Below are 22,971 nucleotides of genomic sequence, written 5' to 3' on the forward strand. Positions count from 1 at the left end.
GTGATCCGAACGGTGCGGAGAGGAATCCGATGACGAGCAGACGTGACGTACTCAAACAGTCGTTGTTGTTGGGGCTCGGCATGACCGGGCTGGGCAATGTGCTTGGCAGCAGCGCTTTCGCCGCCACGCGGTCGAGCATTGTGATTTCCGAGGCGATTCGCCTCGGTATGTACGCCTCGCTGTATGTGGCGCAAGACCAGAAGCTTTTCGATCAGCGCGGCCTGGATGCGGAGATCGTGTCCGCGGGCAGCGTGTCGCTGCCGGTGCCGGTGCTGTTATCGGGGCGCGCACAGATCGCGGTGACGAGTCCGGGCATGTCGGTCAACGCCGTTCAAGCGGGCGGCAAGCTCAAGAACATCGCAAAGATCGTCGGCGGTGTATCGATGTGGCTTATCGCGAAGCCGGGCTCGCCGATCAAATCCATCGACGATCTCAAGGGCAAGACGATCGCGACGCTGATGTATCCGTCGTCGACGATTCAGGTCCCCGAGTTCGCGATGAAGCAATTCGGAAAATTCGATCCCAAGGAAGCCGGCGTCAAATTCCTCGAGCTGCCCCCGGGCGCGCAAGCCGCGGCCGTGAAGGACGGTCGAGCCGATGTCGCCGCGGTATTCGAATGGGACGCGAGCATCGGGGCGACTCAGTTCGGTCTGGTTCCGGTGCTTTCGTTTGCCGATATGTTCGGGCCGCTCGCATTCACGACGGCCTTTACGACCGAAGCCTTCATTCAGGATCACCCGGATGAAGTGCAGGCGTTCTGCGATGCGATCGCCGATGCGCAAAGCATGATGCACGCGGATCCGGGCGTGTTCACGCGCGTCGCGCAAGTGTATTTCCCGAAGGTGCCGCCCGCCGTCGTCGCGGCGGCCACCCCGCATTTCGTCGGCGCCAATCTCGCGATTCCGGCGAATCCCGTGATTTCTCGCGACGACTGGGATCATGCGATGCAGCTCGAACTCGCGGGGGGCTCGGTCAAGCAGACCTTGCCCTACGAGCAGATGGTCGATCCGCGCTTCGCGGCGAAGTCGCTGACGCGCGCCCAAGGCGCCAAAGCATGATGCACGACGTCGATATCGTGCCGGCGTCGGATCAGGGGCCGGTACTGCAGGCACGCCCCGAGCCGATTCGTCTCGATGCGAAGGAGACGGCGTTGATCGTGATCGATATGCAGAACGCCTATGCGTCGCGCGGCGGCTATCTCGACAAGGCGGGCTTCGATCTGACCGGCGCGCGCAAGGCGATCGTCGGTGTCGAGCGCGCCGTGCGCATCGCACGGCACGCGGGCATGCAGATCATCTTTTTTCAGAACGGATGGGATGCGCAATACACGGAGGCCGGCGGCCCGAAATCTCCCAACCGGTACAAGTCGAACGCGCTGAAAACGATGCGGCGACAACCCGCCTTGCAAGGCACCTTGCTTGCCAAGGGCGGGTGGGATTATGAGCTTATCGAGGAACTCAAACCGCAGGACGGCGACATCGTGATGCCCAAGCCGCGATACAGCGGTTTCTACAATACGCCGCTCAATAGCTGCTTGCGTTCGCGCGGCATTCATAACCTGGTGTTTTGCGGCATCGCGACGAACGTCTGTGTCGAATCGACGCTGCGTGACGGCTTTGCCCTCGAATATTTTTCCGTCGTGCTGTCCGATGCGACCTATCAAGCCGGTCCGCCGGAGGCGCACGTCGGCGCCCTGTTCAACATCGAGGCGTTTTTTGGCTGGGTATCGGATACCGGCGCTTTGGCTCAGGCCTTTGCACCCGGCCTTGCATCCGAGTTACCGTAGCGCAATGCGTATCCCGAACCACTTTCGCTCATTCTGACTATGCCCTCACATCGAAGTGCCGGTCAGGCTCGCATCTTGATCTATCAGATCCTGCTGCTCGGCGTGTTTCTCGGCGCATGGGAGGTCGCGATCCGTCGTGGCTGGATCGCCGTGTTTCTCTACGGACAACCGAGCGGGATTTGGAGCAAGGGGCTTGCGCTGATCGCAAGCGGGGCCTTGTTTCACGATATCGGCATCACGGCGTGGGAGACGGTGTCGGGCTTCGTCATCGGGACGGGGCTCGGCAGCCTGGCGGGACTCTTGCTATGGCTGAGTCCGACGGCGGCGCGCGTGCTGAAACCGTATCTCGCGGCGATCAACGGACTCCCCATCATTTCGTTGGCGCCTCTGATCATCGTCTGGTTCGGCGTCGGGCTCGCGTCCAAGATCGCCGTGGCGTCCATCATCACCTTTGTGGTCGCGATGATTTCCGCATACGCGGGCACATGTGAAATCGATCCGGATCAGATTCGGCTGATGAAATCGCTGGGCGCGCGTCATGTCCAGATATGGCGCATGGTCATCGTGCCGGGCACGCTGCCGTGGATCGCGTCGATCCTGCGTCTCAACGTGGGATTCGCGCTGATCGGCGCGGTGGTCGGCGAATACATCTCGTCGAAGGACGGTCTGGGCTACATGATCTATTACGCCGGCGTGATCTACGACCTCAATGCAGTCTGGGTCGGAATCGCCGCGCTGATGGCGGTCGCGCTCCTCATGTATGCGGTGGTGGGCCTGCTTGAGCGCCGCATGCGCGGCGCGTCGTAGCGCTTTTTCCATTCCCTCGATTTTTGAGTACCGATAGTGATGCCTAACATCGCACTTGAAGCCATCGGGATCGGCGTCGCCTTCGAGAGCGCGTCCGGGCGGGTCGACGCCATCCGACAAATCGACTTTGCGTTGCGCCGGGGCGAAGTGCTCGCGATCGTCGGACCGTCGGGCTGCGGGAAATCGACCTTGTTCAACGTGATCGCTGGATTGCTGAAGCCGACACGCGGCAGCGTGTCCGTCGGCGGCGTGCAAGTCGACCAGGCCACCGGGCATGTCGGATATATGCTGCAAAAGGACCTGCTGCTGCCGTGGCGCACGGTGCTCGAAAACGTCACATTGGGGCTCGATGTCAGAGGCGTGCCGCGCGCGCAATCGAGCGAGATCGCGATGAAGCTGATCCGTGCATACGGCTTGTCGGGGTTCGAGCATGCAAAGCCGCGCACGCTGTCGGGCGGCATGCGACAACGTGCGGCCATCATGCGAACCTTGGCGTTCGATCCGGAGGTGATCTTGCTGGACGAGCCTTTTTCGGCGCTCGATTTTCAAACGCGCTTGTTGCTGCAGTCCGATGTCCGGCAGATCATCATCGAACAGAGCAAAAGCGCGATTCTCGTCACGCATGACATCGGCGAGGCCGTCGCGATGGCCGACCGCGTGCTGGTGCTTTCGCAGCGGCCGTCGGTGGTGGTGTCGATTCACGAGATCCATTTGCCGCGCGTTACGCGAAACGCCGTGGAGATACGAAAGGATCCCGTCTACAACGACCACTTCACCGAGGTCTGGGCCGATCTCCACCTCGGCGCGAATGCGTGACCGACATCGCGCAACGCCCGCGCGGATCGGCCTAAATCAAACTGCGAATACTGCCGCCGTCGACACCCCAGACGGCCGAGGTCACGAACGACGCGAGATCCGAGGCGAGGAACACGATGACGTTCGCGACTTCCTCCGGTGTACCGAGCCGATTCAACGGTAATTGACGCAGCGACAGTTCGTGCTCGACGGCCTCGCGAGGATCCATCTTGTGGAATTTCCCCATGGTCTCGGCGAAGCCGCCTTCCTTCGTCCAGAACGGTGTCCAAACGGGACCCGGTGCGACCGCATTGACGCGGATCTTCGGGGCTTCCGCGCGCGCCAGACCCTTCGTGAGCGCGAGCACCGCCGCCTTGGACGCCGAATAGTCGATCGGTACCGGCTCCGGCTGGCGCGCCAGATCCGAAGCGTTGTTGATGATGACGGCCTTCTCGCGCTGACGCAGCGTCGGCAGCAGATGCCGACACGCGCGAACATAGCTCAGGAAATTGAGGTTGAGCGTCGCGTTCCAATCGGCATCGGACAGATCGTCGAACGTCCTGACCTTACCCGAGCCTACGTTATTCACAAGAATGTCGAGTTGCCCTTGATGCGGACGCAGCGCCGCGTCGATGCCGGCCGTGACGCCTTCACCGCTCGACAAATCGGCACGCGCCGTGTTGACGGGCACGCCGAGCGCGTGAATCTCCGACTGCAGCGAGTCGAGCGCATCGGCATCGATGTCGACCGCGCAGACGCGCGCACCTTCGCGCGCGAAGGCCAGCGCGGTCGCGCGGCCGATGCCTTGAGCCGCGCCCGTGATCAGTACGATCTTTCCTTCGAGTCCCGTTTGCATGAATGGATGTCCTTAATCAACAATAAAGCCGGCGCACCCGTACCGAATTCGGCCGGGTGCGGATCGGCTGAAAAACACGAACGGCGCTGCGCTTTGCCACATCGCATGGGGACGTGTCGGGCGCGGGGCGCTTGACGAAACGTGTGCCGCGCGTGCGTCAACGGTTGTCGACGCGCTTGATAAACGGCCGAATATCGATCGATTGCCAGATGCCGGCCTGGTTGAACGGATCGTTCTTCACGAATGCTTCGACGTCTTCGACGCGATCGGCTTCGTAAAGAAAGAAGCTGCCGATCATCGTCGCGCCGTCCGCCTGCGTCAGCGGTCCAGAGATAAGCGTCGTGATCGGCGCCGTTTGCAAATAGGCTTTGTGCGCGTCGTAATGGGCCAAGCGGCGTTCGACGCTGTTCGGAAAATCCAGGCAGTACACGGTGAAATGCATGGCGCTCCTCTCTCCTTTTTTTGTTAAAGCATGCGGTCTCGATGCGCGTCACACATGACGCATGACAGATGACGCATCACGCGTCGCGCGGCGCAACGCCGTCAAACGCATCCTGCAACAGCGCCCGAATCGCGTCGCGATCGATCGGCCGCGGATTCCAGTAGGGGTTGGCCGTCGCGATCTGCGCGGCTTTTTCGACGTCTTCCTGCTTCATGCCGATATGCTTGAGCGCCACGGGCGCACCGTTGGATTGCGCAAGCGCGTACAAACCGGTCGCCGCATCGTGCGCGCCGATCGCGCGCGCGATGCGCTCCATCGCTTGAGGCGCCGCATATCGGTTATAGGCGAGCACGTGCGGCAAGACGATCGTGTGCGTTTGCGCGTGCGGCAGATTGAAGCTGCCGCCCAGCGTATGGCATAGCTTGTGATGAAGCGCCATGCCGACGTTGCCCAGCACGGTGCCGCACAGCCACGCGCCATACAAGGCATCGGCGCGCGCTTCGATATCGGCCGGCGAGCGCACGATGGCCGGCAACGAACGCGCGAGCGCGGCGATGCCTTCTTGCGCCATCAGGCTCATGACAGGATTGGCATCCTGGGCATAGAGTCCTTCGGCCGCGTGCGCGATCGCATTGATGCCGCTCGTCAACGACATCGCGGGCGGCAGGGACAGCGTCAGCTCCGGGTCGTAGATCACGGCCTTGGGCATGACCCGGAAATCCTTGCCGGTCCGTTTGATGCCCGCTTGCGTGATGCCGTAGACCGGCGTCATCTCGCTGCCGGCGTACGTCGTCGGGATCGCGAGGATGGGCAGATCCGACGTCAGCGCGATGGCCTTGCCCAGGCCGATGGTCGATCCGCCGCCGACCGCGACGGCGCAGTCGGCATTGACTTCGCGCGCGATCCCGCGTGCCTGTTCGGCGAGTTCGAGCGGCACGTGCATCGTCGCCTGATCGAACAGGCCGGCTGCCCGGCCGCCGAGGCGTTCGACGATCCGCTTGCCCATCTCGACCTGTTCCGGGCTACAGAGCACCAATGCGCGTTCCGATCGCAAGTTCAGCACTTCGCGTTCGAGATGCGCGAGATGGCCTGCGCCGAACACGACGCGCGACGCGCGGGCTTCGTAGACGAAATCAAGCTTTGTCATGGATCGATTCGGCGCGCTGGCCGTGCGTGTGATCGGATTCCGGAACATAGTCGACCTGATGACGGGCGATTCTCACGTTCTCCAACTCACGGCGCACGCGCAGGTGTTCGGGATGGTGGGCGTAGCCGTCGAGCGCTTCCGGCGACTCGAATTCCGCGATCAGGACGACGTCGCACGCGTAGTCCACTTGACTGAAGTCGAGTCCGACTTCGAGATGCCGCATACCGGGGATGCGGCCGCGCAAGGTCTCGAAGCTCGCCTTGACGCGCGCCGATGCGGCCTCTCGCTCCGAAGCCGTGTCGCCCTGGACACGCCACATGACGATATGACGGATCATGCGGCCCCCGCGTTGAGAACGAAGTCGAAATCGAGCGAATACCAGGGCGCGTCGAACCGCGTGCCGTCCGGCGCCGTTCCCGGCGCATGCTCGATCCAGTCCGCGATCAAGGTCGACCGTACGCCGAATACCACATCGGAGTCGAGATAAGGATCGCCGTTTCTGAACACGTGCGTGACCAGTGTTTCGAAGCCGGGCGCGGCGATCATGAAATGCAGGTGAGCGGGGCGCCACGGATGCCGTCCCGTTGCCGCGAGCATCCGGCCGACGGGACCGTCGTGAGGAATCGGATACGCCTCGGCGAGAATCGAGCGGAAATGAAAACGCCCGTGTTCATCGGTCGTCAGTCGCCCTCGCGCGCGCATCACCGTCTCACCGCTTGCGTCGGGCGTTTGCACGTCGTAGAAGCCGTCTTCGTCGGACTGCCATACATCGAGGTGCGCGAACGGAATGGGTTCGCCGCCGACGCCTCGGATCTGCCCCGACACATAGCACGGCGCACCGTGCGCGCCGTTCGAAATGTCGTCACCGTTTTGATAGACGGGCGATCCCTCGACGAAAAACGGCCCGAATACCGTCGCTTCCGTGCAATTCGACGGCTTGACGTTGTTTTGCGTCGTGACGAGCATCGACAGGCCCAGCGTGTCGGAGAGCAGGATGAACTCCTGTCGCTTGTCATCGGTGATATGACCGACTTCCGTCAGGAATGCGATGGCTTGCGCCCATTCGTCTTCGGTCAGCGCCACGTCTCTCGCGAACGCATGCAGATGCTGAACGAGACTCGTCATGATCGTTCTGAGCCGCGGCCGGTCGCAGCGCGCGAGGGACGCGATGACGGCTTGCGTGATGGTGTCTTCGTTGATGTTCTGCATTGGATCGGTGTGCGCCGGGTTAGGCGGCTTTCGGGTGAGCCGTGGTGTCGAAGTGGCGCATCGTCGCCTGATAGGCGCGCGTCGCCATGTCTTCCAACGGAAGCTTGCGCTCGACCTCGGACAGAATCTCGACGCCCCACGGGCCCTGATAGCCGGTGGCTTGAACGGCTTCGATAAAGCGTCCGACATCGAGCACGCCGTCGCCCGGAAGCCGGCGTTTGTGGATCGTGTCCATCCAGAGCGGCTCGATCGGATAGCGATCGGCGTCGTCGAGTTCGATGCCTTTGATAAAGCCCGGCTTGATCGTCGCGATCTCGGCGAAGTCGACGCCGCCGCGCGCAAGGTGCCAGATGTCGAGCAACAAGCCCGCATTCGATTGATTCGCGCCTTCGACGATCGCGCGGCCCGTCTCGATCGTGCGCACGTTGCTGAACGGCATGATTTCAAGCATGACTTGCGTTCCGCGCGCCGCGGCATCTCTGGACAAGGCGCCGAATGCATCGACCATCAGCGGGATGTCCGCGGTGTCTTCGCCGATGCCCGGTCCGATCTTGACGGCGCGCGCATGCAGCGCCTCGGCGGCGTCGAGCAATAGATGCCGCGCGGTGTCCGACGCCCTGCGGCGCTCGCCTGTCCGATACCAATCGACGAGGATTTCAAGCTCGACGTGCTCGATGCCGTTGGCTTCGAGAATCCGGCGCATTTCCTTGAAGCCGATCTTGTCGACCGTGGCGTACGCGTCGGCGTACACGAGTCCGATACCCTTCCATCCGGCGCGCGCGGCCGCTTCGACGCGATGCTGGAAGCTGAACGGACTGATTTCCGTCGGCCCGAACGGATATACGTCGCCCGACAGCGTGAAATAGGCCGCGAGCAGTTCGATAGGGGGGTGAGACATCTGATTCTCCTTGATGACGCGCGCTGACGACGCGGCGCGTTTCACATATGGATCACGCATTGAAGGGCTTGCGCGTATCGCAAGCACTCAAATCGTGACCCGTCGCATCTCGATGGACGAGCGGATCGCGGCGTCGACGACACGCTGGATTTCCCAGGCTTCGTGGAAATTCGCGTGGGCGGGCGTGCCGCTTTCGATCGCGTTCAGAAAGCCCGCCATTTCCATGGTCTTGAGATCGTTGAAGCCAAGCTGATGTCCGCCCGCCACCGTGAAATTCGAATAGGGCGGATGCGCGGGACCCGCTTCGATGCGCGTGAATCCCGATGTCCGCGCATCGTCGCCGACGCGGTAGTAGTGCAGTTCGTTGAGGCGTTCCTGCGAAAACACGAGCGCGCCCCGCGTCCCGAATACCTCGAATTCGAGCTGCATCTTGCGGCCCGTCGCGGCCCAGTTCGCTTCGATCGAACCCGAACAGCCGCGGCCGAATTTCACGATCATCCGCGCGATGTCGTCGACGTGAACGTCGCGACGCGCTTGCGCGCCCGGCGCAACGGGACGCGTGCGATTGACGGTCTCGAGTTGCGCGTTGACCTCGACGATCGGGCCGAGCAGGAATCGCGAGAGGCCGATGATGTGATTGCCGATTTCGGCCAGCGCGCCGGCGCCGTTTTCGGGGTCCACACGCCAGTTGTACGGAATCTCCGGATCGGCCATATAGTCCTCGGCGTGCACGCCGCGGAAGCTCGTGATGTCGCCGAGTTCACCGGCCGCGATCATCGAGCGCGCGAGTTCGAGCAGCGGATTCTTGATGTAGTTGTAGCCGGTCTGGGTCACGACGCCGGCGGCCTGCGCGGCTTCCATCATGGCGAGCGCATCGGCCGCGGACGGCGCGATGGGCTTCTCGCAGTGCACGTGCTTGCCCGCCGCGATCGCCGCGAGCGCCATCTCCTTATGGAGACTGCACGGCGTCGTGATCGAGATCGCTTGAATCGCGGGGTCGTCGAGCAGCGTCCTCCAATCGCGTGTCGCGCGTTCGAATCCGAATTGAGCCTGGGCCCCGCGCGCGGCGGCCTCGTTGATGTCCGCGACGGCGACCAGACGCGGCTGCGCCGCGTCGGGAAACGCATAGGGCACGGCGCGATAGGCGAGTGCGTGCGCCTTACCCATAAATCCTGTGCCGATGACGGCCACACCGACTTCACGTCTCATCCATGTCTCCAGAAAAACGATGCGACGCGACTTGCTTGGCGCAAGCAAGCCGTGCGTCGCGATATGCAGTGCGCTGCGCGATGCCTCGTGCGAGGGATCGCGCGACGATTACTTCTGCTGCGAATAGCAGACGTTGACGTTCGATTTCGTCGCGATCGGGTTCGGCAGATAGTCGATGGCCTTCGGCGTGCCGCCCGTGGCGAGGGTTTTGGCCGCGCGCGCCGCCATCGCGCCGTCTTCGACGGGCGATTGATCGATCGTGGCGTAGGCCTTGCCCGCGACGATCAAGTCGACGACGGGCGCATCGCAACCCAGTCCGACGAGCACGAGCTTCGACGGGTCGAGCCCCAGACGCTCCGCGGCCGTCACGACGCCGCGCAGCTCGGCGTCGTTCTCGGCGAACACGCCCTTGACGTCCTTGTATTGGGTGAACAATGCGGAAGCCGCCGATTCGGCTTTGACCGTGTCCCAGTCGGCGGGCAGCGCGCCGGCGACCTGGATGCCGGGCGCGCTCTTCTGCAGTTCGGCGGTAAAGCCCTGATAGCGCTGCAACTGAGGCGGCGTGCCCATCTGGCCGTTGATCACGAGGACCTTGCCGTTGGCGCCATAGCCCTTGTCCTTGAAGCCGTTGATCATGGCCTTGGCCGCTTGCTCGCCGTAGCTCACGTCGTTGGGACCCGTGAACGCCTGCCAGTACCGCGCGTACTTCGCATCCGGCATCGAGTTCGAAATCACGAGCGGAATCTTGGCCTGATTGATCTTGCGGATCGAGGGCACCATGGCGCTCGAATCGACCGGCACGAGCACGAGCACGTCGGGCTTTTGTGCAATGGCCTGTTCGACTTGCGTCGCCTGCTCGGTCGCGTCGTAGTTGGTGACCTTCACATCCACGTCGATGCCCTGTGCCTGCGCTTCCTTTTGAAAGCCTTTGACGTAGAGGGCCCAGTACTGGACGCTTTGCGTCGGCATCAGCAGCGACACATGCGGCTTGGCGACCGCGGCCGCCGTGGCGCCGAGGCCGATCGTCGCGCCGAGCGCGCATGAAATGAGGGTTTTGTTCAGTGTCACCGTGTTGTCTCCTGTAAGGCGCTGCGTTCGAACGCGTGCGCCGGTGTCGTTGTGATCGGGGTTCACAGTACGGTGACGCGGGGCAAAGAAAAATGTGATCGCGCGAAAAGTTATTTCCAGCTAAAGAAAAAATGTCGCGCGAATCGGCCGCGAAGTGCGGCGCGACGCGAAGAATCGCGTGCGGTCGAGCGTGTGCGTGTGTCGATCCAAGGCCATGCCTGCGTGCCGCGACGCGATATTTGCGCTCAGCGGAAATATCATTTCGCCGCGCGGCATTTTTTTTTCAGGAACCGACTTCTATTCTTCGCAGATCGACAAAAAGGGCTGGCGAGGCCGCGCGCTTCGCATGGCCGGCACGATGCCGATTCGCGCAAGGCTTGGGAACGACGCGGCGCGACATCGGGCTCAAAGATGGCCGAGATCGACATCGATCCGTTCCTGGAGGAAGACAATGCATGCCCAAGGGCACGACCTGGCCGGTGCGAGCCTGCTGAGCGCTCGCGATCTGAAAAAGAACTATGACGGCGTCAAGGCGCTGAGCGGGGTCAGTCTTGAACTCGCGCCCGGTGAAATTCACGCGCTATGCGGAGAAAACGGCGCGGGCAAAAGTACGTTCATCAAAATACTCGGCGGCCTCGTGACGCCCGACGAAGGCAGCGTGACGGTCGACGGCGTCACGCTGCGGCCGGGTGCGCGAACCGATCCCACGTTGATCTCGATCGTGCATCAGGAGCTGGCGATCGTGCCGACCTTGTCGGTGCTCGACAATATCTTGCTCGGCGGGGTCGGGCAGGGCGAGCTCTATCGTCGCGGCCGCTACCGCGACGCGGTGCGCGCGCATCTCGATTCGGTCGGGCTCGAACACGTCAAGCTCGACGCGCGCGCCTCGCAGTTGAGCCTCGCGGAGTGCCAACTGATCGAGATCGCGCGCGGCGTATCGCGGCGCGCCAAGGTGCTGTTGCTCGACGAACCCACCGCGACCTTGTCGGATGCCGAGATCGTGCGCGTGTTCGACGTGGCGCGTCGGCTGCGCGACCAGGGCACGGCCATGATTTTCGTGAGTCATCGTCTCGACGAGGTCTTCGCGCTGACGGATCGCGTCACCGTATTCCGCAATGGTCAGCATGTGATGACCGAGCGCACGGCCGATCTGTCGACCGCGGATGTCGTGAAGGCGATGATCGGGCGCGATCTCGTGCATCGGCATGTGACGCCGCCGCCGCCGCGCGCGCCCATGACGCCGCGTGTATCGATCACCGATCTCCATGTCGGCGACCGCTTGAAAAACCTGTCGATCGACGTCGCGCCGGGCGAGATTGTCGCCGTGGTCGGACAGCTCGGATCGGGCGCGGAAACGGTGGTCGAGGCGCTCGCCGGTCTGCGCGGCGACATCTCCGACGCCGTGCGTCTCGATGGCGCCGACGTCGCGATCGGCAGTGTACGCAGCGCCTTGCGCGCGGGGATCGCCTACGTCGCGGAGGATCGCGCGGGCAAGGGTGTCTTCCTCGATGCACCGATCGAAATGAATATCACGTCGTCCGTGATGGCGCGCTTCAGCCGCGCGGGCATCATGCAGCGCACCGCCGAACACGAAGCCGCAAAAACCTTGGCCGGTCAGTTCGCGATCGACCCCAAGCGGCTGCCCAACGAAGTGTCGACCTTGAGCGGCGGCAACCAGCAGAAGGTTTCGCTGGCCAAGGCTGTCGCACTCGATCCGCGCGTGCTGCTGCTCAACGAGCCGACGCGCGGCGTCGACATCGGCGCGCGAAGCGAAATCTACGCGACGTTGCGGAAGATGGCCGCGCAAGGCATTGCGATTATTTTCTATTCGACGGATCTCGAAGAGATTCTCGAGTTTGCCGACACGGTGCTTACGATCTTTCGCGGTCGCGTCGTCCGATGCAAACCTCGGCACGAACTCGACGGCGACATGATTCTTCACGATATCGTCGCGGGCGGCGTCGAGACCGGGCACGCTCACTCGACATTCCGCTCCCAGACAAGGGACTCCGCTCATGCATAAGACCGCCGTCGAGCCGCATCAAGCGGCCGGCTCCGCCCCCACGCTCGCACGTCGCTCGCGAGCCTTCTTGCTCGGTTCGACGAGCATCCATGCCGCTTCGGTTCGCGTGGCGACCGTGCTGTTGATCGCCGCCGCATGCGCCTTCGTTCCGCATTTCAGCGAGTTCGGCAATGTGCAGGCGCTGATGTACGCGCTGGCGGCCGTGGGCATCGGCGCGATCGGCATGACGCTGATCACGCTGAGCGGAAATCTGTTCATGCTGTCGATGGGCGCGACGGCGGCCGTATCGACCGTCATGTTCGCCGCCTTGATTCATCTCGGACTGATCGTGACCGTCGTGCTCGTCGTGTTGGCCGGGCTCGTTGCCGGCGCGATCCAGGGCGCCGTGATCGCATGGGGACGCGCGAATCCGATCATCACGACGATCGCGACGTCGTCGATCATTCTTGGCCTCGGCGTCATCTATACCGGGGGGCTCACGATCATCGGAAACGGCGATGCGAGCTGGCTCGGTCAGGGCAAGGTGTTCGGATGGCTACCCACGCAAATCATCGTGTTTGCCGCGTTCGTCGCCGTCGCGAGTTTCGTCTTGCAGAAGACGCGTGTGGGACGCGAGATCCGCTTGATCGGCATGCGTGCGGAAGTGGCGCGCATCGCGGGGCTGCGCATGAATTGGGCGTTGCTGCTCTGCTATGGGTACGCGGGCGCCGCCGCCGCTTTGGCCGGGTCCTTGATCGCCTCGTCGTCGACGCAGGGCAACCTCACGTATGGCGTCGATCTCGACTTCAATGCGATCGCGGCGGTTCTCGTCGGCGGTATCTCCATTCGAGGCGGACGCGGTCAGATTTCCGATGCGGTCGTCGGTGCGATTTTCCTGGCCGTGATCAGCAATATCCTGTTGGTCAGCGGCGTCAGTTACGAGTACCAACTCGTTGTGAAGGGGGCGGTCGTGCTCGGCGCCGTCGTGTTCGGTGCGTTGCTCGCACGCTTTCGGCCGCGCGGCCGGTAATCTGGAGACAGACCGATGGATGCGTCTCAACGCATGTTGAATCTCGTGATTCGGACGGTGCTGCTGATCGGCATGCCGATCTGTTTCGGTTTGGGCGTCGATCATTTCTTGACGCAGGCCAATCTGTACGCCATTTTCCAGGCCTTTGCGTTTCTGGGCATCGTGGCGCTCGGGCTTTCCGTCACGATGATCGCGGGCGAGTTCGATTTGAGCGTGGCCGCGACCGCGACGGTGGCGGGGCTCATCACGGTCAAGTTCGGTCAGGATCATGCCTGGGTCGGACTGCTTGGGGCCTGCGCATTCGGTGTCGCGGTCGGCGTCGCCAACGCCGTGTTGTTGCCGTGGCTCGGCGTATCGTCGTTGGTCACCACGGTCGGATCGATGATGCTGCTGACGGGGGTCGCGTATTGGGTCGCGGGAGGACGCGTGCTCAGCTACGGCAATCTCGATGTCAGCGATGTGCTCGACCAGAATCTTTTAGGCATTTTCTCGCCGCGCAGTCTCGTCACGATCGGTGCCTATGGGCTTGTCGCGGTATTTCTGCGCTTTACGACGCTGGGCCGCGACATCTATGCGGCAGGCGGTCATCGCAAGGCCGCGATTCAAAGCGGGGCGCGTGTCGGGCCCGCATTGACCGTTGCGTTCGCCATTTCAGGCGGTTTGACGTCGTTAGGCGGCGGATTGATCTCGCTGAGTCTCGCGAGCGCGTCGGCCACGCTCGGCGGCAATGTGCTGCTTCAGGCGGCGTCGGCCGCCATTGTCGGCGGCGTCGCGCTTGAAGGCGGCAAGGGCTCGCCGCTCGGCGTCGCGGTCGGCGTGTTCATCCTGACGATCCTGAACAACGGGCTTGGATTGCTCAATGCCACCTCGACGCAGATTCTTCTCGTCAACGGTCTGCTTCTGCTGTGCGTGGTGCTGCTCGACGGACGCCTCGGCGCCGTGCTCGGTGCGCTTTTGTCCCGGCCGCTGAGCCGATTCAAGCGTCGCGAGGCGAGGGCGTAGGCGCCGATGCGTTTCAGGTGCCGAACGTCATCCAGCGTTTTTCGAGTTGCATCGCTTTGACGCGCTCGATGAGGAAATCCGTGAAGACGCGGATTTTCGCGGGCTGATGGCGCCGGCTTTGATAGGCGAGATTGATCGTGAGCCGCGGCAGTTGCCAATCCTCGAGCACGGGGATCAGCCGGCCCGACACGATCTCGTCGTGAATGATGTAGAGCGGTTGAATCACGATGCCGAGTCCCGCGCGGCCCGCGGCCACGATGACCTGACCGTCGTTGCAATCGAGCCGGCTCGAAATGGGCACATTGCATCGCTCGTCGCCGCGGCGCAGATGCAATTCATACGGATCGGCGGCGAGGTTGTAGACGAGCATCGTGTGCTTCTCGAGATCGGCGGGCGTCTCGGGGCGGCCACGCGTGGCCAGATAGGCCGGAGACGCGGCGAGCACGCGTCGCGTTTCCGCGAGCCGGCGCACCGTGATGCCTGAATCGCCTTCGTGCTCGCGCGTGCGGATCGCGATATCGATGCCGGCCTGAATGAAATCCCGATACTGATTGGCCGTCACGATCTGGACCGACAACTGCGGGTAGCACTTGAGAAAATCCGGCAACGCGGGCGCGATATGCATCATGGCGAACGAGACCGAGCTCGTGACGCGCAAGACCCCCTTGGGGCTGACTGCCTCTTGCGAGGCCATCGAATCGGCATCGGCAAGTTCGGACAGAATGGCGCCGCATCGCGCGTGATATTCGCGGCCCGCATCGGTCATCCACATGCGGCGTGTCGTGCGTTCGATCAACCGTGTGCCCAGACGCTCCTCGAGGGCGCTCAAGGTCCGGCTTGCCGCCGCGTTGGAAATATCGAGCTGCTCCGCCGCTTTCGACAGACTGCCGAGGTCGGCGGTCAGCACGAACAATTGAATCTGGGTCCAACGGTCCATACGTCTCCTGGAGATCCTGGCTATCGGGAAGATCCGCTCGCGCTAGAGGGCGTGGATATCTCGCGAGGCGCCGATCCGGATCGCGGTCTCGGCTCGGCATGGCTCCGATTCCATGTGTCTGCATCGATCGCCGATGCGGCGTTCGACGCGGGCGTGGCCCAAGCATTGGATGCCCCTGCTTCGACCACGGATGCATGGCGATTGCCGTAGCGCGGAATGCCGTGTCGCCCGCGGGGCGAACATGTCGTAGATGATGGTGTCCGGGGTCCATCTCGTGTCGATAAAAATCCATCAATAATCTATCAAAGCGATCCGATAGGGCTCTGTGATGCCTTGCACGGCTGTCGCCACGGATGGAATCGGATGTAGGATGCATCTCGCGGCAGACATAAAAAACGCGCGTTTTACATCATCGATCTATCAATTGGAGCGATACCGGATTGGCCCACCGCTTCTTGATCAAGGAAATTGCGCTGCAGGCGGGACTCGGCGTGGCGACCGTCGACCGCGTGCTGAACGCGCGCGCGAACGTGCGTGAGCACACGCGCAAGCGTGTCGAGCAAGCCATCAATGAGCTCGAGAAGCAGCAACTGAATCTGGCGAGCATGGGCCGTAAGCTGATTGTCGACGTGATGATCGAGGCCCCGACCCGCTTCACCGATGAAGTGCGAAGCGCGCTGGAGTCCGAGCTTGCGCTCCTGCACCCCGTGGTCGTCCGGCCGCGTTTCCTGCTGCAGGAGACGATGAAGCCGAACGATGTGGTCGCCATGCTTCGATCGATTTGTCAGCGAGGCAGCCACGGTGTGGTCCTGAAGGCGCGCGACGTGCCCGAAATTGCCGAAGCGATCGGCGAGCTCGAACGCCATGGCATCCCGGTCGTGACGTTCGTCACCGATATTCCGTTGTCACGCCGCATTGCCTACGCGGGGCTGGACAATCGTGTCGCCGGCGCGACCGCCGCCTATCTGCTCGGGCAATGGCTCGGACCGCGGCCCGCGAACGTCCTCATCACCGTCAGCGACGAGCAGTTCCGCGGCGAGGAAGAACGCGAGATCAGCTTTCGTCGCGCGTTGCGCACGTGCCATCCTCAGATCAATGTCGTCGATGCGGGCGGCGGGCATGGTATCGATGCGATCACCGAGGCGCGCGTCGAAAGCGTGCTCGGCGGCAACGTGCCCATTGCCGCCGTCTACTCGATGGGGGGCGGCAACACCGCGATTCTCCGCGCTTTGGAGCGGCATCAGCAGACGCCGGTCTGCTTTATCGCGCACGATCTGGATCGAGATAATGTGCGGCTGCTGCACGAACGCAAGATTCAGGCTGTCTTGAACCATGACCTCAGACAAGACATGCGCTCCGCGTGCCATCACGTGATGCATTTCCACAAGCTGCTGCCGGCATCCGCGGTCGCATCGTCGTCGTCGGTCGTGGTGGTGACTCCGGAAAATATTCCGGCCCACATTGCGAGCCGCTTTCGCGATTGACTTGACGGCGCCGCATCGAGTGCGATTTCATGATGCCCACTCCCAGGGGGCGTTCGCGTGGATCCATTTCTCTACGAAATAAAGCGTAAGCGATGGGCGGTGCTCGCGCTTACGCGCAGCCGCATCGGCATTTATCGTGAAGGGCTGCGTTACGGCCGGTTTTATTCCTGGGACCAGCTCAAAGAAATCCGCGGCGGTTATCTCCCCGGATTTCGTACCTTGCTGCCCGTCGACACCTTGACGCTGACGACCGCGGACAGGTCCGTGCGAATTTCCATGGCGTGGTACGACTTGCAGCCCTTGGCTTTATTACTAAAAAATACGGCTTCCTGGCGGGCGCGCGGCGATGACGCGGCCTATAGCGAAATGCTGGCTGACTACCTGCGCGAATTGAAGGAAAAGGTATTCGCGGACCGGGCGGCCAGCCCTGACCGATTGACGTCCTGATCAAGCAAACGATGGCTCCGCCAGGCTCCATGCCCCTCAACAAAGGGACGAATATCTTCCTGGGCGCAATCGTTGCAATCGCAACGCTATGCGCACTCTACAATCTTGCGTGGATTCCATCGGAAGCGCAGGCATTGCGGCGATTCCGGCAGGACCCGTCATGCCATCCGGCGGTCGGCCGCGAGACAATCGCCGGCGCATGCGAGTTCGAGCACGATACGCTGATCGACGATCCCCAGGTGGTGATGGGGCGTAGCGGGCCGTCCTATCTTTTGTCCCTCAGAACCCCGGCCGGCGGTGTCGTGACCGCGCAGGTCTACGCGGATATCGACGACCCGCTTCGACGCGGCATTCGTTCGGTCGGGAGGCTGATCTACGACGGCCAAGTCATTGCGATCTATGCGGGGCCGGCAAGCGAGCCGACACTGGCCTATCCCTCGCTCGCCGGGAGAACCTTCAACGCCGTCTATTCGGCGGCGATCGCCATCCTGTTCGCCGTTCCGCTTGCGCTGCGCATCCGTCGGCGTGTCCGCTCCAAGCGGAAATAGCCGTACCACCGCACGGCGACGGCGCGCGTATCGCTTGCCCCGGCTATTTTTTTGGCTATGATCTGCGGCGCCCCAATAATCCACGCGAACCGCGTTCGCTTTTAGACGATCCACACGAGAACCCACATCATGACCACCCTCAACGACAAACTGGCTTGGCGCTATGCGACAAAGAAGTACGATCCGACCAAGATCGTGCCCGATGACAAAGTCGAGCGCATCGTCGAAGCCGTGCGGCTGACGGCGACGTCGAGCGGCTTGCAGCCGTTCGAGCTGCTCGTGATTACCAATGCCGAACTCCGCGCCAAAATCCAGACCGTGGCCTGGAATCAGGCGCAAGTGACCGAGTGCTCGCACTTGCTGGTGTTCGCGGCTTGGGACGACATCACGCCGGAGCGCGTCAATATGATGTTCGACCTGACCAACGACGTGCGCGGCTTTACGAACGAGGGATGGGAAAACTATCGGAAGATGCTGCTTGGCATCGTTGCGGATCGCGGTACCGAAGGCAATTTCCAAGCCGCCGCGCGTCAAGCCTATATCGCCTTGGGCACCGCCTTGGTTGCCGCGGCATTCGAGGAAGTCGACGCGACCCCGATGGAAGGCTTCGATCCGGCTGCCGTCGACGAGATCCTCGATTTGAAATCGAAACACTTGCGCAGCGTCGTCATCTTGCCCTTGGGATATCGTGCGGACGAAGGCGATTGGCTCGTCAATTTGAAAAAGGTCCGGCGCAGCCGCGAAAATTTCGTCACCGAAATCAAGTAAGGATCGGATCGGCCATGCGCGCAGCGTCGCCATGACGACGCTGCGCGCATGGCTCGCATGGCTCGCATGGCGAGCGACGCCTCGGTGACGACGATTTCAACAACCTGCCAGATATAGGGCGATCGATGCGCAATTCGAGTCGTTTTGCAGCAGAGCAATTACTGAATGCGTCGCAACCGTTCAAGATTCAATATGGCGAGCAGATCCATCACTATTTCTTTGCGCCGCTCAGAAAATATGCGTTCACCGAGAAAGGGGTGAAACGCTGGTACGCGCCCTTGCTGGTGGGACGTAAGGAGGGCGGGAGAGGATTTTCCGCCGCCAACTTCGGTGAGGAAGCATCGGTTCACGAAAATATATACACTCCTCCCAATCAGTTGGTGTTGGTCGCGCATGCCTATGAAACGATGGCGATACGCGTGCATGTCAGCGTGCCCGGAACGTTTTTCATCGCCGCCATTTTCAAGTCCGTCGGCTTTGAAGGTCCGTATGTCGTAGCGACGGCCGCGGCGGCGATCATGGCGGGCTATTACCATGCGAACGCGAATCACGGAAACGGCAATGCCAATCTGTTCACGCTCGCGACGACGTATTCGCTCTCGAAATCCGTATCGCTCTATTCCGAGCTCGGGGTGGTGCTCAACAGCAAGACTTCGAACGTCGGCTTGAACGATCGGTACACCGATCCGTATGGCGCCAACGTGGCCGACGATCCGGCTTCCGGGTCGGCCAACTTTCGAACCAGTCCTGACTACGGTGCTTCGCAGATCGGCTTGATCGCGGGCATCGTGAAGCGCTTCTGAGTCGATTCTGAGTCGCTTCTGATTCGCCTCGAACCGTCGATAGCCGCAGCGAAAACGCGCCCGGGTCTGCGCTGCGGCTATCGACGCACAAAGACTGCGCGAAGCGCTGTCACGTTTCTCGATGTGGCGCGACACGACTCGATTGCGCCTGCTTTTTAAGGAAAAAGATTCCAATATTTGAAGCGCACGACGTGCGTTTTGGATCTTTTTTCCCAAGTGCCTAAAGGAAAATGACCGCCGGGACGCGACCGCTTTTTTGTGCGGGACATGAAGTTCGGTCGCGTTTCGCCCGCTCAACTTTTCCCCACGGCTGCGATGCATGCTCTCTCCGAAGGCCTGACCTGGAGTCAGGACGAACTCGCGGACCTTGCCGAATCCACGCTCGCGCGCGCACGTGCCGGCGGCGCGGATCACGCGCATGTCCATATCAGCGAAGCGCGCGGCATCTCGGTACAGATTCGCCAGCGCGAAACCGTGTCGCAAACGGCGCATGCGAATCAACGCATCACCTTGACCGTCTATCGTGACGGCAGAACCGCGCAAGCCGCGTCGGCCAATTTTTCCCAACGCGGTATCGACATGCTGGCAAGCGCGGCATGCGACGCCGTGCAACTCACGGAGGCGGATCGATTCGCCGGACCGACGGAGGCGGCGTACCTCGTGGGGCGCGAATCGACCGACGATCTCGAACTCTATGATCCGCCCGATTGGACGATTTCAGATCTCGCAGCCCGCGCGCGGGAAGCGGAGGACCAGGCGTTTGCCCAATCGTCGAAGATCGTCGGAAGCGAGGGGGCATCGTGCGCGTCCGTGCAGATGCAAAGCCGCATCGCGAGTACCGAGGGTCTGGCGCAGGGCTATCGCGCTTCGATGCGATCGCTGTCGTGCGCGGCCATCGCGTCCGACGGCGCCACGAAACGCATCGGCGGACACGGGCACTCGGCGCGCTTCACGAACGATCTGATGGCCGCGAGCGAAGTCGGCTCGATCGCCGCCGCGCGCGCCGTCGGCCAATTGGGCGCACGGTCTCTCGATACGCGGACATGCGCGGTGCTCTATGACGCGCGCGTCGCGACACAGGTCCTTGGCCAATATCTCGGCGCCGCGCAGGGCGGTGTTGTCGTGAACAAGGCGTCGATGTTCGAAGGCAAGCTCGACCAGCGCGTGTGCGGTGCGCACCTCAACGCATTCGAGGACGCGTCGATCCCGCGCGGACTCGCATCGCGTCCTTTCGATTCGGATGGCGTCGCGTCGAGACAACGCGAGCTGATCGAGCGCGGCATCTTGCGCGGCTTCATGATGTCGGCCTACTCGGCGCGCCGTCTCGGCATGCGTCCGACGGGGAATGCCGATGGCCCCAACAACGTATCGATCACGAGCGCGCGCACGGCCGAATACGACGATCTGACCGGCATGTTGCGCAAGCTGGGCACGGGCCTTTACGTGACGAGCGTGTTCAGCGGCGGGTTCAACAGTCTGACAGGCGAATATTCGCAGGCGGCCGAGGGCTTTTGGGTCGAGCACGGAGAGATCCAGTTTCCCGTCGACGGCGTGACGATCGCGAGCGACGCCCGATCGATGCTGGGCGACGAGTGTGAAATCGGCGCGGATCGCCATACGTCCGGCGCGATCACGACAGGGTCGCTGCTGATTAGTCAAATGCGGCTCGCGGGGCGATGACGCCTCACGATATTTTCGAAGGAAGCGACGATGTTTCTGGCAGCACATGATCACGACAGCGCCGCGCGCGCGCATCTGCTCGACGCGAACGGCATCGATACCGGCCATCTCGCGCGCACGCTCGCGCGCGTGATGACGCCTCGGCGCGATTTCGCGGATCTCTATCTGCAGAGCCGAGTGGGCGAAAACTGGGTACTGGAGAACGGGGTCGTCCAACGCGTATCGCAATCGTTCGACGACGGCTTCGGTCTTCGCGCGGTCACGGGCGAACGGACCGCGTTCGCGTATTCCGAACAGATCGACGCGGATGCACTGGGGCGCGCGGCCGATGTCGTGGTATCGATGAACGACGAGGGCGCGTCGGCTTGTGCGCCCAAGCGTATCGGGTCCGCGCGCGGCGACCGCGACACGTCGGTGCACGCGTGCTATGCGCCCGTCGACCCGACACGGGATATTTCCGCGCGACACAAGGTCGATCTGCTGCATCGGCTTGAACACTACGTTCGCGCATTCGATCCCTGCATCGTGGGCGTCTATGCGACGCTCCAGATCAGCTTTGAGCGGATTGCCGTCATGAATACGGACGAACGTCTCGCATTCGACGTGCGTCCGCTGACGATGTTGTACGTGCGCGTCGTCGCGGCGCGCGGCGGGCGCACGGAGGCGGCCGCGGGCGGCTTCGGAGGCCGCTATGGAGCCGATCGATTCGACGACGACCGATTGCGCGCGCTCGCTGAGCGACTGGGCCGTTCCGCCGTCATGAAGCTCGAAGCGGGCGCCGCGCCATCGGGCGAGTTGACGGTCGTGCTCGCGTCGGGATGGCCGGGGATTCTGCTGCACGAAGCGGTCGGACACGGCCTCGAGGCCGATTTTATTCACCGTCGCGCCTCGGTCTTCTCAGGCCGCGTCGGCGAGCAGGTCACGGCGCGCGGCATCACGATTGTCGATGACGGATCGATGCACGAGCAGCGGGGCTCGCTGAATCTCGACGACGAGGGGACGCCGACGCGCGAAACGACACTGATCGAAGATGGCGTGCTGTGCGGCGCGATGCACGATCTCAAGTCGGCTCGCCTGATGGGATGCGCGCCGACTGGGAACGGCCGGCGGCAGTCGTTTTCGAGTCTGCCGATGCCGCGCATGACCAATACCTATATGAAGAGCGGTCAGCATGACCCTCAAGAGATCGTCGAGTCGGTCAAGCAGGGCTTGTTCGTGCAAGACCTCAGCGACGGTCAGGTCGATACCGTCAGCGGCCAGTTCGTGTTCAACGCGTCGCTCGCCTATCTGATCGAAAACGGCCGTATCACGCGACCGGTCGTCGGTGCGACGCTGATCGGAAACGGTCTGGAGACGCTCAGAAGGGTCTCGATGATCGGCAATGACGCCGCGCTCGATCCAGGCGTCGCGAACTGCGGCAAATCGGGACAGTCGGTGCCGGTCTGCGTGGGACAACCGACGTTGCGTGTCGACGGGGTGACCGTCGGCGGCACGCATGCCAATTGACATCAAGAAACACCAAGAGGGGCGGGCGGCGCGAGCGCTTGAGCGGCGCCGCGCCTCCTAGGCGTATCGCGGCGCGTGGCATCGATTGCGACGATCCGCGCGCCGGCGGCCCTCACGCCACATCGCGATACGGCGTGGTTACGACCTATCAGCGGTAACGACGCATCAGCGCGGCAGGCCCATTCATCTACGCGCCAACACCGCAAGCCCATTAACACGAAGCGCATTATCCTCTATGCGGTCGGAAATAAAATTCCAAATATCAATTCGCGCATAGCTAAGCTAAAACCAGAATTGCGGCGCGGTAAGCATCTGCTTATGCTTTGCGCTCAGCGTGCGGATGGGCGTGTGATCCGTCGAACGTCCAGTCATCGATCGATGGTCGAGGCTGGAATGAAATTGCGCTGAGCCCTCCAAACCGCGTTCCACCATGCTCGAATGTCGACAATGGAACGATCATTGCTTTCGTGGGAGGCGTCGTCTTTAGCATAGGCGCATGCACAGCGATCAGGCTTGCATGCACCGTGGCTGAAGACATAACGTCTGT

23 protein-coding genes are annotated in these 22,971 nt (G+C 62.4%); 14 read left to right on the top strand and 9 right to left on the bottom strand.

Features of this window, described 5'->3' with window-relative positions; translation table 11 throughout:
* The first annotated feature begins 29 nt into the window (after positions 1 to 29).
* The 4 genes from D7S86_RS07430 to D7S86_RS07445 all read left to right on the top strand — a co-directional run bounded on the left by D7S86_RS07430 (position 30) and on the right by D7S86_RS07445 (position 3,409).
* Positions 30 to 1,058 (top strand): ABC transporter substrate-binding protein, encoded by a 1,029-nt coding sequence (locus D7S86_RS07430; protein ID WP_121085042.1) that lies wholly within the window; start codon positions 30 to 32, stop codon positions 1,056 to 1,058.
* Entirely contained in the window at positions 1,055 to 1,786 is a 732-nt protein-coding gene (locus tag D7S86_RS07435; RefSeq protein ID WP_276313324.1) for an isochorismatase family protein, read from the top strand. The genes D7S86_RS07430 and D7S86_RS07435 overlap by 4 nt, the downstream gene beginning before the upstream one ends.
* 75 nt (positions 1,787 to 1,861) lie before the next feature.
* The gene (locus D7S86_RS07440; protein ID WP_205962764.1) at positions 1,862 to 2,593 is read left to right on the top strand and encodes an ABC transporter permease; all 732 of its coding nucleotides are present in this window, start codon (positions 1,862 to 1,864) and stop codon (positions 2,591 to 2,593) included.
* A gap of 39 nt (positions 2,594 to 2,632) precedes the next feature.
* Positions 2,633 to 3,409, top strand: a complete 777-nt coding sequence (locus D7S86_RS07445; protein ID WP_121085046.1) for an ABC transporter ATP-binding protein — start codon at positions 2,633 to 2,635, stop codon at positions 3,407 to 3,409.
* A 31-nt stretch (positions 3,410 to 3,440) separates the two neighbouring features.
* On the opposite strand, the gene D7S86_RS07450 is transcribed toward D7S86_RS07445, so the two are convergent.
* The 8 genes from D7S86_RS07450 to D7S86_RS07485 form a co-directional block, all read right to left on the bottom strand.
* Positions 3,441 to 4,244: an SDR family NAD(P)-dependent oxidoreductase gene (locus D7S86_RS07450; RefSeq protein ID WP_121085048.1), complete on the bottom strand. Its 804-nt coding sequence runs from the start codon at positions 4,242 to 4,244 to the stop codon at positions 3,441 to 3,443.
* Between the two features lie 157 nt (positions 4,245 to 4,401).
* Entirely contained in the window at positions 4,402 to 4,686 is a 285-nt protein-coding gene (locus D7S86_RS07455; protein ID WP_121085050.1) for a YciI family protein, read from the bottom strand.
* A gap of 76 nt (positions 4,687 to 4,762) precedes the next feature.
* Positions 4,763 to 5,833: a maleylacetate reductase gene (locus tag D7S86_RS07460; protein ID WP_121085053.1), complete on the bottom strand. Its 1,071-nt coding sequence runs from the start codon at positions 5,831 to 5,833 to the stop codon at positions 4,763 to 4,765.
* Positions 5,820 to 6,170 (bottom strand): Dabb family protein, encoded by a 351-nt coding sequence (locus D7S86_RS07465; protein ID WP_121085055.1) that lies wholly within the window; start codon positions 6,168 to 6,170, stop codon positions 5,820 to 5,822. The genes D7S86_RS07460 and D7S86_RS07465 overlap by 14 nt, the downstream gene beginning before the upstream one ends.
* The gene (locus tag D7S86_RS07470; RefSeq protein ID WP_121085057.1) at positions 6,167 to 7,042 is read right to left on the bottom strand and encodes an intradiol ring-cleavage dioxygenase; all 876 of its coding nucleotides are present in this window, start codon (positions 7,040 to 7,042) and stop codon (positions 6,167 to 6,169) included. Before D7S86_RS07470 ends, D7S86_RS07465 begins: the two co-directional genes overlap by 4 nt.
* A 19-nt stretch (positions 7,043 to 7,061) precedes the next feature.
* Positions 7,062 to 7,940, bottom strand: coding sequence for a sugar phosphate isomerase/epimerase family protein (locus tag D7S86_RS07475; RefSeq protein ID WP_121085274.1), 879 nt, complete (start codon positions 7,938 to 7,940; stop codon positions 7,062 to 7,064).
* Positions 7,941 to 8,027: 87 nt separating this feature from the next.
* Positions 8,028 to 9,149: a Gfo/Idh/MocA family protein gene (locus tag D7S86_RS07480; protein WP_121085059.1), complete on the bottom strand. Its 1,122-nt coding sequence runs from the start codon at positions 9,147 to 9,149 to the stop codon at positions 8,028 to 8,030.
* A 108-nt stretch (positions 9,150 to 9,257) separates the two neighbouring features.
* On the bottom strand, positions 9,258 to 10,217 hold the full coding sequence (locus tag D7S86_RS07485; protein WP_121085061.1) for a sugar ABC transporter substrate-binding protein: 960 nt from the start codon (positions 10,215 to 10,217) through the stop codon (positions 9,258 to 9,260).
* Positions 10,218 to 10,668: 451 nt separating this feature from the next.
* Here D7S86_RS07485 and D7S86_RS07490 point away from each other — a divergent pair, with 451 nt between their 5' ends.
* Genes D7S86_RS07490 through D7S86_RS07500 form a run of 3 tightly spaced genes read left to right on the top strand, consistent with a single transcriptional unit; the run spans position 10,669 to position 14,251 of the window.
* A complete protein-coding gene (locus D7S86_RS07490) occupies positions 10,669 to 12,240 on the top strand; it encodes a sugar ABC transporter ATP-binding protein (RefSeq protein WP_121085063.1) in 1,572 nt (523 codons plus the stop codon).
* A complete protein-coding gene (locus tag D7S86_RS07495) occupies positions 12,233 to 13,249 on the top strand; it encodes an ABC transporter permease (RefSeq protein WP_121085065.1) in 1,017 nt (338 codons plus the stop codon). Before D7S86_RS07490 ends, D7S86_RS07495 begins: the two co-directional genes overlap by 8 nt.
* A gap of 15 nt (positions 13,250 to 13,264) precedes the next feature.
* On the top strand, positions 13,265 to 14,251 hold the full coding sequence (locus D7S86_RS07500; RefSeq protein ID WP_121085067.1) for an ABC transporter permease: 987 nt from the start codon (positions 13,265 to 13,267) through the stop codon (positions 14,249 to 14,251).
* 13 nt (positions 14,252 to 14,264) lie between these two features.
* Here the strand turns inward: D7S86_RS07500 and D7S86_RS07505 are convergent, their stop codons facing one another.
* Complete coding sequence (locus tag D7S86_RS07505; protein WP_121085069.1) at positions 14,265 to 15,188, bottom strand: LysR family transcriptional regulator; 924 nt, start codon at positions 15,186 to 15,188, stop codon at positions 14,265 to 14,267.
* A 440-nt stretch (positions 15,189 to 15,628) separates the two neighbouring features.
* On the opposite strand from D7S86_RS07505, the gene D7S86_RS07510 reads away from it, so the two are divergent.
* The 7 genes from D7S86_RS07510 to tldD all read left to right on the top strand — a co-directional run bounded on the left by D7S86_RS07510 (position 15,629) and on the right by tldD (position 22,424).
* Positions 15,629 to 16,672, top strand: a complete 1,044-nt coding sequence (locus D7S86_RS07510) for a LacI family DNA-binding transcriptional regulator (protein ID WP_121085071.1) — start codon at positions 15,629 to 15,631, stop codon at positions 16,670 to 16,672.
* A gap of 57 nt (positions 16,673 to 16,729) precedes the next feature.
* On the top strand, positions 16,730 to 17,119 hold the full coding sequence (locus D7S86_RS07515; RefSeq protein ID WP_147432250.1) for a hypothetical protein: 390 nt from the start codon (positions 16,730 to 16,732) through the stop codon (positions 17,117 to 17,119).
* A gap of 29 nt (positions 17,120 to 17,148) precedes the next feature.
* On the top strand, positions 17,149 to 17,667 hold the full coding sequence (locus tag D7S86_RS07520) for a hypothetical protein (protein ID WP_121085075.1): 519 nt from the start codon (positions 17,149 to 17,151) through the stop codon (positions 17,665 to 17,667).
* 129 nt (positions 17,668 to 17,796) lie between these two features.
* Positions 17,797 to 18,435 carry an NAD(P)H-dependent oxidoreductase gene (locus tag D7S86_RS07525; RefSeq protein WP_121085077.1) on the top strand — a complete coding sequence of 213 codons (639 nt, stop codon included), beginning with the start codon at positions 17,797 to 17,799 and terminating at the stop codon, positions 18,433 to 18,435.
* A gap of 125 nt (positions 18,436 to 18,560) precedes the next feature.
* Positions 18,561 to 19,238, top strand: a complete 678-nt coding sequence (locus D7S86_RS07530; RefSeq protein WP_121085079.1) for a porin — start codon at positions 18,561 to 18,563, stop codon at positions 19,236 to 19,238.
* A gap of 315 nt (positions 19,239 to 19,553) precedes the next feature.
* Positions 19,554 to 20,918: a TldD/PmbA family protein gene (locus D7S86_RS07535; protein ID WP_158601889.1), complete on the top strand. Its 1,365-nt coding sequence runs from the start codon at positions 19,554 to 19,556 to the stop codon at positions 20,916 to 20,918.
* Between the two features lie 30 nt (positions 20,919 to 20,948).
* Positions 20,949 to 22,424, top strand: a complete 1,476-nt coding sequence (tldD, locus tag D7S86_RS07540) for a metalloprotease TldD (protein ID WP_121085083.1) — start codon at positions 20,949 to 20,951, stop codon at positions 22,422 to 22,424.
* The last annotated feature ends 547 nt before the right edge of the window (positions 22,425 to 22,971 follow it).

Source organism: Pararobbsia silviterrae (assembly GCF_003628125.1).
Classification (GTDB): domain Bacteria; phylum Pseudomonadota; class Gammaproteobacteria; order Burkholderiales; family Burkholderiaceae; genus Pararobbsia; species Pararobbsia silviterrae.